Origin of the sequence: Streptomyces griseochromogenes (assembly GCF_001542625.1) — a bacterium.
GTDB classification, from domain to species: domain Bacteria; phylum Actinomycetota; class Actinomycetes; order Streptomycetales; family Streptomycetaceae; genus Streptomyces; species Streptomyces griseochromogenes.
Genome location: NZ_CP016279.1, coordinates 9,015,724 through 9,029,068, shown reverse-complemented (window position 1 = coordinate 9,029,068; position 13,345 = coordinate 9,015,724). Strand labels below are relative to the sequence as shown.

General features: G+C 74.1%; 13 protein-coding genes and 1 pseudogene. 5 read left to right on the top strand and 9 right to left on the bottom strand.

The features are described 5' to 3' along the window. Positions 1–15: 15 nt before the first annotated feature. Entirely contained in the window at positions 16–1,686 is a 1,671-nt protein-coding gene (locus AVL59_RS39300; RefSeq protein WP_067314136.1) for a VMAP-C domain-containing protein, read from the bottom strand. After that, on the bottom strand, positions 1,683–2,057 hold the full coding sequence (locus tag AVL59_RS39295) for a CU044_2847 family protein (protein WP_067314134.1): 375 nt from the start codon (positions 2,055–2,057) through the stop codon (positions 1,683–1,685). Before AVL59_RS39295 ends, AVL59_RS39300 begins: the two co-directional genes overlap by 4 nt. Before the next feature lie 402 nt (positions 2,058–2,459). On the opposite strand from AVL59_RS39295, the pseudogene AVL59_RS55290 reads away from it, so the two are divergent. Next, positions 2,460–2,753 (top strand): annotated as a pseudogene (locus AVL59_RS55290) (hypothetical protein); the annotation flags it as partial. Positions 2,754–2,757: 4 nt separating this feature from the next. Here AVL59_RS55290 and AVL59_RS39290 read toward each other — a convergent pair. The 4 genes from AVL59_RS39290 to AVL59_RS39275 form a co-directional block, all read right to left on the bottom strand. Next, positions 2,758–4,110: a carboxyl transferase domain-containing protein gene (locus AVL59_RS39290; protein WP_099053201.1), complete on the bottom strand. Its 1,353-nt coding sequence runs from the start codon at positions 4,108–4,110 to the stop codon at positions 2,758–2,760. Beyond that, a complete protein-coding gene (locus AVL59_RS39285; protein ID WP_067314132.1) occupies positions 4,103–5,551 on the bottom strand; it encodes an acyl-CoA synthetase in 1,449 nt (482 codons plus the stop codon). Before AVL59_RS39285 ends, AVL59_RS39290 begins: the two co-directional genes overlap by 8 nt. An 81-nt stretch (positions 5,552–5,632) precedes the next feature. Then, entirely contained in the window at positions 5,633–6,238 is a 606-nt protein-coding gene (locus AVL59_RS39280; protein WP_067314131.1) for an O-methyltransferase, read from the bottom strand. Positions 6,239–6,265: 27 nt separating this feature from the next. Continuing rightward, on the bottom strand, positions 6,266–7,342 hold the full coding sequence (locus AVL59_RS39275; protein WP_067314129.1) for a MerR family transcriptional regulator: 1,077 nt from the start codon (positions 7,340–7,342) through the stop codon (positions 6,266–6,268). A gap of 153 nt (positions 7,343–7,495) precedes the next feature. On the opposite strand from AVL59_RS39275, the gene AVL59_RS39270 reads away from it, so the two are divergent. Then, entirely contained in the window at positions 7,496–8,374 is an 879-nt protein-coding gene (locus AVL59_RS39270; protein WP_067314127.1) for an ATP-grasp domain-containing protein, read from the top strand. Positions 8,375–8,434: 60 nt separating this feature from the next. Here the strand turns inward: AVL59_RS39270 and AVL59_RS39265 are convergent, their stop codons facing one another. Together AVL59_RS39265 and AVL59_RS39260 are read right to left on the bottom strand one after the other, a co-directional pair. Further along, a complete protein-coding gene (locus AVL59_RS39265; RefSeq protein WP_067314125.1) occupies positions 8,435–8,920 on the bottom strand; it encodes a carboxymuconolactone decarboxylase family protein in 486 nt (161 codons plus the stop codon). 195 nt (positions 8,921–9,115) lie between these two features. Then, on the bottom strand, positions 9,116–10,060 hold the full coding sequence (locus AVL59_RS39260) for a LysR family transcriptional regulator (RefSeq protein ID WP_067314123.1): 945 nt from the start codon (positions 10,058–10,060) through the stop codon (positions 9,116–9,118). Positions 10,061–10,160: 100 nt separating this feature from the next. On the opposite strand from AVL59_RS39260, the gene AVL59_RS39255 reads away from it, so the two are divergent. Then, positions 10,161–10,988 carry an SDR family NAD(P)-dependent oxidoreductase gene (locus AVL59_RS39255; protein WP_067314121.1) on the top strand — a complete coding sequence of 276 codons (828 nt, stop codon included), beginning with the start codon at positions 10,161–10,163 and terminating at the stop codon, positions 10,986–10,988. Between the two features lie 4 nt (positions 10,989–10,992). On the opposite strand, the gene AVL59_RS39250 is transcribed toward AVL59_RS39255, so the two are convergent. Continuing rightward, entirely contained in the window at positions 10,993–11,592 is a 600-nt protein-coding gene (locus tag AVL59_RS39250) for a hypothetical protein (protein WP_067314119.1), read from the bottom strand. Positions 11,593–11,690: 98 nt separating this feature from the next. Between AVL59_RS39250 and AVL59_RS39245 the strand changes: the two genes are divergently transcribed. Further along, a complete protein-coding gene (locus AVL59_RS39245; protein ID WP_067314117.1) occupies positions 11,691–12,464 on the top strand; it encodes an IclR family transcriptional regulator in 774 nt (257 codons plus the stop codon). Beyond that, complete coding sequence (locus AVL59_RS39240) at positions 12,461–13,306, top strand: SMP-30/gluconolactonase/LRE family protein (RefSeq protein WP_067314115.1); 846 nt, start codon at positions 12,461–12,463, stop codon at positions 13,304–13,306. Before AVL59_RS39245 ends, AVL59_RS39240 begins: the two co-directional genes overlap by 4 nt. Positions 13,307–13,345: the final 39 nt, after the last annotated feature.

The following is a 13,345-nucleotide window of genomic DNA, read 5'->3' as shown; positions in this document are numbered from 1 at the left end:
GCTCGGTGCGGTGGTTCAGGCGACGGGGGTGTGCAGGCTCGCGGCGGGCTCGGGGAAACAGCGGGGGTCGTCCCACAGCAGCTGCACGTCCTTGGCCCAGTGCCGGTCGGGGTCCTCGTCCGCTGCTGCCTCCTCCCGCAACGCCTGGACGTGCCGGGGGAGTTCCGTCGGCGGAACACCGTCGAGGCAGGGGGCGAGGCCGTCGAGGAAGACGGTTCCCGCGCAGGCGGACGTGTCGTGCTCGGTGCCGGGGCAGCCCGTGCGCGGCCACAGCAGCACCGGGACCGGGATGTTCAGGCCGACCTCGAAGTGACCCGGCACGGCGGCCGGCGGGGCGGCGAAGCCCGCCAGGTCCGCGTCCTCCTCCCGCAGGCGTTTGCGCAGGCTGGGCGGCCGCTCCCGGCCACCGCAGTCCACGCGGTGCAGGCCGTCCGCGGAACCGGCTTCCAGCTTCAGCCACTTCTTGGCGAGGTGGTGGCGCAGACGGGGATTGCGGTGCCGGGAGCGGTCGGTCACGACCAGGGGGTGCGCACAGCCGAGCGGGGTGGAGTCCTCCGGGCCGCACTCCCACTGCGCGACCGGTTCGTTCAGCCACTCGCGCGGCAGGACGAAGGCGAGCAGCTGCTCGGCGTCCGGGGCGAGGTGGCTGAACGCCTGGTCGATGTGCTCCTGGACGTACGCCCGTACCCCGCCGCGGGGCAGCCGGACCGCGCCCACGGGGCGGCGCTGTCCGTGGCGGTACACGGACACCCGCACGCTGACCCGGTCGCGGCCCTCGCCGCTGCGGTCCAGCTCGACGAGGATGGGGGACCAGGCGGGAGCGGGGGCCGCGGGCGTGGGCGGGGTGTCCAGCAGTTCGGCCAGGCGCTCGGCGAACCGTGTCACCGCGTCCGGGTCCTCGACCTGCCACTGCACGTAGGCGGCCGCCGACCGCAGGGACGCGAAGCCGTCCGGGGGCAGGTCCGGGCCGAACAGACCCACGGCGTGCCGGTACAGCCGGTCCGGTGCGCAGTCCAGTCGGGCCGTCTCCGCGCGCCGCACCAGGTCGTACAGCCGCCGCGTCGGGTCCTGGCCGCCGTCGCAGGCCGGCACCAGCTCGCCGAGTCCGGGCCAGTAGCGGGCCATCACCTCGGTGGGGAGCATCCGGGCGACGCGGACGTCCCGCTCACCCGCCACCTGCGCGACCATGCCGACCACCCGGCCGTCCTTCAGGGTCACCGCGGCCCCGCTGAAACCGTGCGCCAGCGGCTGCCCATGGCCGGTCACCGCCTCCAGCTGCACCCATTCGCCGGCGATGAGCGTGGACGACACGGCACGGTACTCGGCGAGCTGGCCCTCGTCGTAGCCGTCCGGGAAGCCGTAGGCCTCCAACGCGGGCGGGGGCCACCCCTGTTCGGCCCCCGGAGGCGCGAAACCGGCCGGGGCGAGCGGCACCTCACAGGCCAGCTGCAGGACCGCCAGATCCCCGGGGTCGGTCTCACCCCCCGCCCAGCCCCCGTCCACGCTGACGACCGCGGACAGCACGCCGAGGTCGGGCCGGTTCGGGAACGACACGGTCAGCAGCCCCGGTTCGCTGTCCCGCACGACATGCGCGCAGGTCAGCACGGTGCGTGGGGCCACCAGGAAGCCCGCCCCGGCGACCGCGCCGCCGTACTCGATCCGGGCGTGCCAGGCGGCGCCGCTCATGAGCGGGCGGTGGGCTCCAGAACCGAGCCGTCCGCGCCGGCCGGCCCTGTGTCCTTCGACGACCAGCTCAACTTGACGACCAGTTGCCCCTCCGCGGCCCCCTTGGCGATCACCGCACCGGCCTCCGCGCTCAGCTTCACCCCGAACTCCAGCTCCACGGAGTCGGGCCGCAGGCTGCCGTCGCGGAAGACGCGCAGCGCGGAGTGCGCCGCCGCGCGCACGCCGTCCAGGGCGCCCTCGAAGGTGCGGGCGGTCTGGGCCGCCGGGCCGCCCTCGCCCCGGGAGACCAGCCGGGTTCCGCTCGCGCCCTCGGTGGCCTCCACCATGACGACGGCGCCGTCCTCCGTGGTGAACTCCATCAGCCTGTTCATGGCGTCGTCCCCCCGTGTTCTTGATCCACTGGCCGACTCCATTGTTGCGGACGGGGAGTGGGGCTGTCTCCGGTTCGGTCCCCGCCCAGCGCGGCCTTGGGGCGGCGCTGCTCGCGACGGGGCTTGTGATCGCCCTGTCGCCGACGCCCCCGGCTCTCGCGCGCCAGGCCGTCACCGCGACCCGGGGCACCCCGGAAGGAGCAACCGGGGGCGCCGCCCGAACCGTCACCCTCGTCACCGGCGACCAGGTGACCGTCACCGGCCTCGGGCACGGGAGGAAGACGGTCACCGTGCGGCGGCCCCTGGGCGCCGCCGGCGCGGTACGTACGCAGACGAGCCGCGGCGACATCACCGTCGTACCGGACGAGGCACTGCCGTATCTGCGGGCCGGGACCCTGGACCATCGGCACCGACCTCGCGGGCGAAGTGCGCGGCGGGCAGCGGATTCCGGTCGGGCTCGGTGCCGAGTACGTGGCGAAGGCGTCCGGCACCGGCACCCTCGGCGGCGGCCGCCTGGAGGTGTCGTACGACGACGGCACGACCTGGCGGGCCGTCCCCCTGACCGGTCGGGGCGCCTCTTGGCGCGGCACGCTGACCGTGCCGCGCGACGCCGGGCACATCTCCCTGCGGGCCTCCGCCCACGACGACAGGGGCGGAGCGGTGACCCAGGAGATCATCCGGGCGGTGAGGGTGCGCCGGATCAGGACCCGGGGTGGTCCACGGCCTCGACGATGCCCCGGACCACCCCCAGCTCCACCAGGTCCTGCGGCCGGACGCGCAGCTGCTCGGCGGTCGCCTCCACCTCGTCCTCCGGGCGCTTGAGGATCGCCGCCGCGAGTTCCGGGGCGATCACCGAGAAGTAACTGTCCGGCGTGGCCCAGGTGTTGCCGGGCGCGGCCAGCGCGAGCGCCCCGCCGGATCCGCCCTCGCCGATGACGAGCGTGGTGACCGGGACCCGGGCGCCGGCCACCGCCCCGAACACCTCCGCGATCGCGGCCCCGGCGCCCTGCCGTTCCGCCTCGGCGTCGTTGGCCGCACCGGGCGTGTCCACCAGCGTCAGCACCGGTATGTCCAGCCGGTCCGCGAGCCGGATCAGCCGGGCCGCGGTGCGGTACCCCGCGGGCCGGGTCGCCGTCCCGGTCTGCGCCGCGTACGCCACGGTACGGCCGTCCCGCTCGCCGAACCCGCACAGCATGCCCGCGGGGTCGCTGCCGCCGCAGCGGTCGCCGACGATCGCGACCCGGTGGGTGAAGTAGGCGTCCAAGTAGGCGTGCGCGCGGGGGCGTTCGGACGAACGGGCGCGGACGACGGCCTCCCAGCCGGTGGCGGGGAGGGCGGCCGCGCCGAGGGCGTGCGGTACGGGAGCCTCCGGCGCCGGGTCGGTGAGCAGCCGCAGCCATGACCCCAGCGTCTCCCGCAGCTCTGCCACGGGCACCACCGCGTCGGCCGAACCCGCGGCCACCTGCGCCTCGGTCGTGTAGGCCGCCGGGTCCGCGTCGGGTGGCCGCACCCGGGAACCCGCGAAGCCCACCTGGGCCCCTGGGAGCGCCAGGATCACATCGGCTCCGGCGCCGAGGGTGGCCCAGCCGCCGCCGGTCGTCGGGTCCCGCAGGACGGCGATCTGCGGCAGACCCGCCTCCCGGGTGAGCGCCGACTGACGGGCCACCCGCTGGAGTTGGGTCAGCGCGAGCATCCCCTCCTGCATCCGGCTGCCGCCGGTGGCGACGAGCGGCACGACCGGCAGCCGGTGCGCCCGGGCGTGCGCGTACGCCGCCTCCAGACGGTCGCCGGTGCGCTCACCCAGGGAGCCGCCGAGGAAGCCGAACTCGAACGCGATCAGCATGGCCCGGGTGCCCGCGACGGTCGCGGTGCCGCACACGACGGACTCCTCCTCGCCGGTGCGCTCGGCGGCACGCGCGCGCGAGGCGTCGTAACCCCGCCAGCCCAGGGGGCCGTCGGTCTTCGGGGCCCTGGTCCTGCCGGGGAGTTCGTCGAAGGTCGCCTCGTCCGCGACCAGCGCCAGTATGTCCCGCGCGGAGTGCCGCTCAGGCATCGGCCACCAGCGCCCGCTTCATGATCTTCCCCATGTCGTTGCGGGGCAGGGCGTCCAGATAGCGGACCACGCGCGGGCGCTTGTGCGGGGCCAGCCGCGCGGCCACATGACCGGCCAGCTCCTCGGCGGCGGGCGGCGACTGCGGGTCCACCGGGACGATCCAGGCCACGATCCGCTCGCCCAGGTCCGCGTCCGGCTCCCCGGTGACCGCCGCCTCCCGTACCCCCGGGTGCTCCAGCAGCGCGTTCTCGATCTCCCCGGCCCCGATCTTGTACCCGCCGCTCTTGATCAGATCGGTGGCCTTGCGCCCGACGATCCGCACGTACCCGTCGGGCTCCCGCACGGCCACGTCACCGGTGCGGAACCAGCCGTCGGCGGTGAACGCGGCGGCGGTGGCGTCGGGCCGGTTCAGGTACTCGGTGAACAGGTTCGGGCCGCGCACCTGGATCTCGCCGACGGTCTCCCCGTCGTACCCGGCCACCTCCGAGCCGTCCTCCTCCACGAGCCGCAGCCCGACCCCCGGCAGCGGCACACCGACGGTTCCCGCACGGGCCTCACCGTCGGCCCGCACGCTGGTGTTCATGAGCGTCTCGGTCATCCCGTACCGCTCGATCACCCGCCGCCCGGTCGCGGCCGCGATCCGCTCATGGTCGTGCACCGGCAGCGCGGCCGACCCGGACACCAGCAGCCGGGCCCCGGCCAGGCCCTTGACCAGCTCCGGGTCGCCGGGAAGCGTCTCGGCGATCCTGTGGTACATCGTCGGCACCCCGAACAGCATGGTCGCGCCGTCGTTCAGCTCCCGTGCCACGCCCTCGGTGCTGAACCGCCCCAGGTGCCGCACCGACCCGCCGCGCCGCAGCGGGCCGAGGATGCCCAGGACGAGCCCGTGCACATGGAACAGCGGCAGCCCGTGCACCAGCACGTCCTGTGCCGTCCACTGCCAGGCGTCGGCCAGCGCGTCCAGGGTGGTGGCCAGAGCCCGGCGCGGGATGACGGCGCCCTTGGGCGGGCCGGTGGTGCCGGAGGTGTAGACGACCAGCGCCGCGTCGTCGTCGGAGAACTCCTCGGCCGGGACGCCGCCGACGGCGGACGCGTCGACGTCGAGCCGCTCCAAGTCTCCGAAGGCGGCGGGCAGTTCGGTGCCGGGCGCGGCGAGCACGAGGGAGGGCGCGCTGTCGGAGAGGATGTGCGCCAGCTCCTTCTCGCCCGACTTCGGGTTCAGCGGCACCGCGGCCACCCCGGCGAGCAGCGCACCCGTCACCGCGACGGCGGTCTCCAGCTCCGGCGTCGCCCACACGGCCACCCGGCCGGCGCCGCGGATCCGCTCGGCGAGCGCGCCCGCGGCGCCCGCGAGCCCGTCGTACGTCAAGGAACGTTCGCCGAACCGCAGGGCGACCCGCTCGCCCGGACCGTCCGTCAGGGCGGGAAGGAGGGAAGTCACGCGGCGCACTCCTTAGCTGTCGGAGAAAGCTGTCGGAAGTCTCGGAGGACTCCCGGAACTCGGGGGACGACAGCACAATTCCTACACCAGGACCCTCGTCCCCACGACCGTGCTCAGGTCGGGCGCGAGGCGCAGTTCGGTCGCGCGGAGGGCGGGATGCGCCAGCCAGTGCAGTCGGGGGAGGTCCGGGGCACCCTCGTGCAGCGGCGGCCGGCCGGTCGCCGGGGTGAAGTCGTCGACGACGACCGTCCCGCCGGGCACGAGCAGCCGCTCGACGTCGGCGGGCGGGTCCGCGGCCGCCTTCCCCTGCCCGCCGCCGTCGAGCACGAGCAGATCGAAGGGCCCGTACGCCTCGATCCGCCGCCAGTCGCCGCACAGCACCGTGACCTCGGGACGACCGGCGAAGACCCCGGCCGCCGCCCGCGCCCGCTCCGGATCCCGCTCCACGCTGTACAGCCGCACCCCCCGCCCCGCCCCCGAGGCCAGCCAGGCCAGCCCCACCCCCAGCCCGGTCCCGGTCTCACCGATCCGCGCCGGGGCGCCGCCCGCCAAGGCGTGCAGCAGGCGGCCCTGTTCGGGACGGCAGGAGTGGGCGAAGCCGGAGGCGCGGGCGGCGGTCAGGGCATCCCGTACGAGGGGCGGGAGTCCGTCGATGCCGGTGTACGAATCGGTGCCGAGAATCGCCATACAGCCACTTCTACCCGGCAGCCACTGCTACCCGGCAGTCACGGGCGGACGGGTGGGTGAAACGACGTCGGCGACCACACAGCTCACATTGTCAGGACCGCCCGCCGCATTCGCCTCGTCGACCAGCGCATGAACGGCATCCTCCCCACCGAGCAGCTCTTTGATCCGTGAGTCCGGGACAACCCTGGTCAGCCCGTCGGAGCACAGCAGATACCGGTCACCGGCGAGAGCCTCGTGCAGCCGAAGATCCGGAGCCGGTGGCGTACCCCCGCCCAGAGCCTTCAGCAGCAGAGCCCGCTGCGGATGGCTCTCGGCCTCCTCCGGCGTCAACCGCCCCTCGTCGAGCAGGGACTGCACGACACTGTGGTCGTGGGTGATCCGGAAAAGTTCACCGTCCCGCAGCAGATACGCCCGCGAGTCCCCGATGTGCACGAGCGCCAGCTTCGATCCCGTCCACAGCAGAGCGGTCAGCGTGCTGCCGACGGCCTCCTCCCCGTCGCCCGCCAGATCCCCTATCGCCTCGTTCGCGCCCCGCACGGCCTCCTCCAGGAGGTTCAGCACACTGCCCGCCGCCAGTTCCTCGCCCTCGTCCAGGAACTTCAGGGCCTCCACGGCGGTGCTGCTCGCGAGCGCCCCCGCCGGCCCGCAGCCGTCGGCGACGGCGAGCAGCCTGCGGCCCGCGTACACGGTGTCCTGGTTGGCCGGACGGACGTGCCCACGGTCGGAATGGGCGGAATATCGCAGTTCCAGCATGGTGGTGTGGTCCCTTCTCGACTCTCCGGTCAGCTGGTCGACGAGGAACGCGGCAAGATCCCGCCGTACGGCGGTCTCGGCCTCGACACGCGCCCAGTACGCCCGGATCTCCGCCGCGGCACCCGCCGCGTCGAGGGCGCACACCCCGCGGATCTCCGCCAGGGGCATGCCCAGCCGCCGCAGCCAGGCGACGAGCCGGGCCCGCTCCAACTGCTCCACGGCGTAGTACCGGTAGCCGGTGTCCGGGTCGACCCGGGCGGGCCGCAGCAGCTCCAGCTCGTCGTAGAGCCGCAGGGCCTTCGGTGACAGCCTGCTCGCCTTGGCGAAGGCCCCGATCGTCAGCAGCTCCATGAGTACCTCGGCGTCCTGGGAATCTCGCGTTCCTCGCTTCCGCCACCGATGCTGGGGCTTCCCCGAAGGGGAAGGTCAAATGGGCTGTTCCGGTTCCCCGGGCGCTTGTTAGCCTCGCCGCTGATCGAACCGTCGTACGACAGGGAGACCGGCGTGCCCCGCATAGCACTCGCCACCTACGACCCCGGAGCCGAGCCGAGCAAGGACAGCGACCTGCCGGTACTGGTGCGGGCCCTGCGGGAGGCGGGGGCCGAGGCGGACAGCCGGTACTGGGACGACCCGGACGCCGACTGGGGTGACCATGATCTCGTCGTCATACGCTCGACCTGGGACTACAGCTGGCGCGCCGAGGAGTTCGCGGCGTGGGTGGAGCGAGTCGGCGCGGTGACGCGCCTCGCCAATCCGGCCGCCGTGGTGCGCTGGAACAGCGACAAGCGCTACCTCGGGGAACTGGCCGCGGCCGGCGTGCCCACCGTCCCCACGCGGTACATCGCCCCGGGCGAGCCGGCCGGCCTGCCCGCCGACCACGAGTACGTGATCAAGCCGACCTCCGGCGCGGGCGCCCGGTTCGCCGCCCGCTACACACCCGCCGAGCACGAGTCGGCCGTACGGCAGCTGGCGCGGATGCACGCGGAGGGCTTCACCGCGATGGTGCAGCCGTATGTGCGGGACATCGACGTCAGCGGGGAGCGGGCGCTGCAGTTCTTCGGCGGCGGCCTCCTGCACGCCAGCCGCAAGGGCGCCGTCCTCTCCTCCGGCACCCCGTACGACGCCGACAAGGTCGCCCACCCCGACCTGGAGCCCTGGAAGGCCACGGACGCGGAACTCGCCGTGGCCGAGAAGGCGTTGGCGGCCGTACCCGGCGGCGCGCCGGGGCTGCTGTACGCGCGCGTGGACCTCGTGGACGGGGAGGACGGACAACCGCGAGTGATGGAGCTGGAGCTGGTCGAGCCCAATCTGTTCCTGTTCCTGCACCCGGCCTCGCTGCCGCGCGTCACACAGGCGATCCTGGCGGCCGCCGCACAGGACTGAGGCCGGTGGAGGGGCGGGGACGGGGGCGGCGTGCCCCCGTCCCCGGACCCGGCCGACCGGTCAGGCGGCCGGAGCCTGCTTCCACTGCTCGGCGGGCGACCTGCCGGGCAGCGGCTTGCCGATGAGGGCCAGCGGCAGGTAGAAGGTGACCTGGCCGATCGCCATCGCCAGCGTGGCCAGCGCCTTGTCGTCGTAGTGTTCGGCCGCCTCCGCGTACAGCGCGTCCGGGACCCTCTCGCCGTGCGCCGAGGGCTGGAGCACGGCCTCCACCAGCGCCAGCGCCGCGCGCTCGGCCTCGGTGAAGTACGGCGCGTCCTGCCAGGAGGCCACCGCGGTGATCCGCTCCTCCGACTCCCCGGCTCTGCGCAGGCCGCCGGTGTGCAGGACGGTCAGATAGGTGTTGCCGACGATCTGGCCGGCCCGGAGTTGCATCAGGCCGATCGTGGTCTGCGGCACGGAGCCGTTGGCGGTGGTCTGGAACAACGCCTTCGTCAGGTCGCGCAGTTCGGGAACCAGGTCCAGCGGGTTGGGCAGGCGGGAATGCATCGTGTTTCCTCCGTCGTCATCATCTGCGTCTCGGTGGTGGCCCACTGCCATGACGGATCGGGGCGGACGGATGTGACCGGCCGGCCCGATCCGTTTCGGGCGGCGGTGGGGTTCCGGGGTGAACGACGCCAACCCTCCCTCGCGCACAGGCCGGGATCAACGCACTCTTTGCACACCAATTCGATAATGAGGGGGTTATGAACAGGACATGGCTGACCGGCCCCGCCCGGGAGTGTCCTGACCTTCGACCGTGGCCCGGCAGGCCTCGGCGTACGCCCGGACCAGGGGCCGCCCCGCGTCCTCGCGGCGCCAGGCCAGGGCGTAGCGGCTGGGGCCGATGCCGCGGACGGGGCGGGTGGTGACGCCGCCCAGGGTGATCAGCGGGGCGTTGCCCTCGGCGACCAGACAGACGCCCAGGCCGGCGACCAGCGCCTCGTACGTCTCCTCCGCCCCGGCGATCTCCGCGCCGATGCGCGGCGGCCGGCCGGCGCGGGTGTCCAGGGCGAGCCAGTGGCCGCGCAGCGGGCCCGCGCTGTGCGGCAGCGCGAGGAACGGCTCGTCGAGCAGGTCCGCGAAGTCGATCTCGGCGTGGACGGCGAGCGGATGCGTGTCCGGGAGGGCGACCAGGCGGGGCTCCTCGGCGAGCACCGTCCAGGCGTAGCGCTCCTCGTCGGGCAGCGGCAGCCACACGAAGGCCACGTCCGCGCTGCCGTCCGCCAGACCCGCCGTCGGGTCCTCCCAGCCCACTTGGCGCAGCCGGGCGGTGACCTCGGGGTGCGCGGCGGTGAAGCGGGAGCGGATGGCCGGCAGCAGCCCGCCCCGGCCCGGGCTGGTGCTCATGCCCACCACGAGCGTGCTGCGCTGCGCCGCCTTGGCCGCCTCCACCGCGGCCGCGCCCGCCTCCCACGCCGCCAGCACCTCACGGGCGTGCGGCAGCAGCGCCTCACCGGCGGCCGTCAGCGCCACCCCGTGCCGGTCGCGGCGCAGAAGCTCGGCCCCCAACTGGCGCTCCAGCACCCGGATCTGCTTGCTGAGCGCGGGCTGGGACACGTACAGCTTCTCGGCGGCGCGTGTGAAGTGCAGTTCCTCGGCGACCGCCACGAAGTAGCGCAGGTCCCGGGCGTGCACGTCGATCGTCATAACCGTTGGTTATCACCATGGGTCTTGGACGGGCAACGGTCCGCGGCGGCAGGCTCGTTCGTGTCAGGACGAGAACCCGAAGGACTTACGGGGAGTTGCCGTGAACAAGGTATGGCTGGTGACCGGGGCGAGCAGCGGCTTCGGGCGGGAGATCACACGGGCGGCCGTCGCCGCGGGTGACGTGGTGGTCGGCGCGGCCCGGCGCCCCGAGGCGCTGGACGACCTGGTGGCCGCGCATCCCGACCAGGTGGAGGCGTTGCGCCTGGACGTCACCGGCACGGCCGCGGTCGAGGAGGCCGTACGGGACGTGGTGGCGCGGCACGGGCGGATCGACGTGCTGGTCAACAACGCGGGGCGTACGCACGTCGGTGCCGTCGAGGAGACCACGGACCAGGAGCTGCGGGACCTGTTCGACCTGCATGTCTTCGGTCCGGCGGCCCTGGTGCGGGCGGTGCTGCCGCACATGCGGGAGCGGCGCTCGGGCGCGATCGTGCAGATGAGCAGCGTGGGCGGGCAGATGTCCTTCGCGGGCTTCGGGGCGTACAGCGCCACGAAGTTCGCGCTGGAGGGCATGTCCGAGGCGCTCGCGGACGAGGCGCGGGAGTTCGGCGTCAAGGTGCTGATCGTGGAGCCGGGCGCGTTCCGGACCTCGCTGTTCGGCGGCGGGGCGGGCTTCAGCGCGGACAGCGGGGTGTACGCCGGAGTGAGCGGGACCCGCGGGTTCGTCGAAGGCGGCGACGGTACGCAGCCCGGTGACCCGGCCAGGGCGGCCGCCGTGATCCTGGCCGCGCTGGAGGCGGAGCGCACCCCGCTCAGGCTGCCGCTCGGCGACGACGCGGTGAACGCGGTCCTGACCCACCTCGACCAGGTCCGCGAGGACGTCACCGCGTGGGAGAAGCCGGCCAGGGCGACCGGGTTCGCGGACTGACGCCTCAGTCCGCGAGGCCGACGAGCGCCGTCCGCTGCAGCAGCCCCCACGTGAACTCGGCGACCACATCCAGCCGTACGCCCTCCCGGTCGGGCGCGGTGAAGGCCAGCCCCCAGCGTGTGGGGGCCGTGCCCTCCAGCGGGCGGGCCGGGGCGAAGGCGCGGGCGGCCTCGTCCACGGTGCAGGACCAGGGGGCGAGGTCCTCCAGGGTCTCCAGTCGCGGAGCCGGGGCGCCCGGGGCGCGCACCAGCCACTCGTTCCAGACCCCGCCGTCCGGCCCGACCAGCACCTCGAAGCGCAGGCCGGGCCAGAGGGGCAGGGCCCAGTAGCGGGCCTCGCAGTCGACATCGCCCAGGCGGCGCGGGGCGACGGACTCGGGCTCGCCGAGGACCGAGCGGTACCGGGTGGCGGCGGAGCGGGCGCGGGGCGAGCGGACCATCGCCTGCCAACGCTTGTTGGCCTCCCGCATGTCGGCGATCGAGGCGCCCAGGGTCCGCCGGGCGTCCTCGACCAGGCCGGGATTGTGGTCGGCCATGCGGCGCAGCAGCACCAGCTGGAAGTCGACGTACATGCCCTTCATGGTGCCCGGCCCGCTCCGGGCCATTGCCCGCGCACCTCCCCGTGACTAGCCTGTGTTCGTCATGCCGATCGCCTGTTGAAATCTCGAACATAGGCGCTTAGACCCAAGGGAGGGGGCCGGACGTGGGACGCCTCGTGCCTGCCGTGACCCGGGCTCTCGACATTCTGGAGCTGTTCCTCGACGGGGACGGGACGCTCTCCGCCCCCGACATCGTGCGCAAGCTGCAGCTGCCGCGCACCACCGTGCACGAGCTGGTCACCACGCTCGCCGCACGCTCGTACATCGTGCCGTTGCCGGGACAGCCCGGACGGTACAGGCTCGGCGTACGCCCGTACCAGCTCGGCAGCCGCTACGCCGAGCAGCTCGACCTCGCGGCCGAGGGACAGCAGGTGGCCCGCTCGGTGGCCGAGACCTGCGACGAGACGGTACATGTGGCGATCCTGGAGGACACCGACGTCATCTACATCGCCAAGGTCGACTCCACGCACGCGGTGCGCATGGTCTCCGCCGCGGGGCGCCGGCTGCCCGCCCACTGCACCTCGGTCGGCAAGATGCTGCTGGCCTCGCTGCCGGAGCAGGAGCTGGCGGCGCGGATCCCGGACGGCGCCGAGCTGACCGCGATGACCCCCAACAGCATCACCGATCCGGCCGCCCTGCGCGAGGCCCTGGCCGGGATCCGGCAGCTCGGCATCGCGGTGGAGAGCCGCGAGTCCAACCCGGACGTGTCCTGCGTGGCGGCACCGGTACGCGACCGCGCCGGCCAGGTGGTCGCCGCCCTGTCCATCTCGGTCCCCATGATCCGCTGGAGCGACGAGCGCCGGGCGGAGCTGGCGGAACTGGCCGTGAAGGGCGCGACGGAGCTGTCGGAGCGGCTCGGGCACCGGAGCATGGGGTGAGCCGGTACGAGGCCGCCGTCCGGGCCGAGGCGGCCCTCGGCGAGGGCCCGGCCTGGGACCCGGCGACACGGCGCCTCCTCTGGCTGGACATCCTGGGCATGCGCGTACACACCTACGACCCCTCGTCCGGCCGCCGTACGGTGCGTACGACGGAGCAGCACGTCGGCGCGGCGAAGCCCCGCGCGGGCGGCGGGCTGGTGCTGAACCTGCGCGACGGCGTCGGCCTCCTGGACCCCGACGGCACCTTCCGCTGGCTGCACCACGAGCCGGTGCCCGGCCGCCGCGCGAACGACGCGGCCGTCGCTCCCGACGGGTCCCTGTGGGCGGGCACGATGCGCTACGACGAGGCGCGGGGCGGCGGCACGCTGTCCCGGCTGAGCGGCGACGGCGAGGTACGTGTCGTCCTCCCCGACGTCACGGTCAGCAACGGCACCGGCTGGAGCCCGGACGGCCGACTGATGTACTACGCCGACACGCCGACCCGGCGCGTGGACGTCTTCGACCACGACGACGAGGGCGTCCGCAACCGACGCACGCTCGTGGAGATCGAGCGGGGCGCCGGCTTCCCCGACGGTCTGACGGTCGACGCGCAGGGGTGTGTGTGGGTGGCCCTGTGGGACGGGGGAGCGGTGCGCCGCTACACGCCGTCCGGCGAGCTGGACCGTGTCATCGACCTGCCGACCCCGCGGACGACTGCCTGTGCGTTCGGCGGCCCGGACCTGACCGACCTGTACATCACCACGGCCCGCACGGGGCTGTCCCGGCCGCATCCCCTGTCCGGCTCGGTGCTGGTGGTGCCGGGTGCGGGGGAGGGACTGCCGCAGCCGGCGTTCGAGGGGTGAGCGGCATGTGCGCGGGCCGGGGCGGGTCTCGCTCGCCCG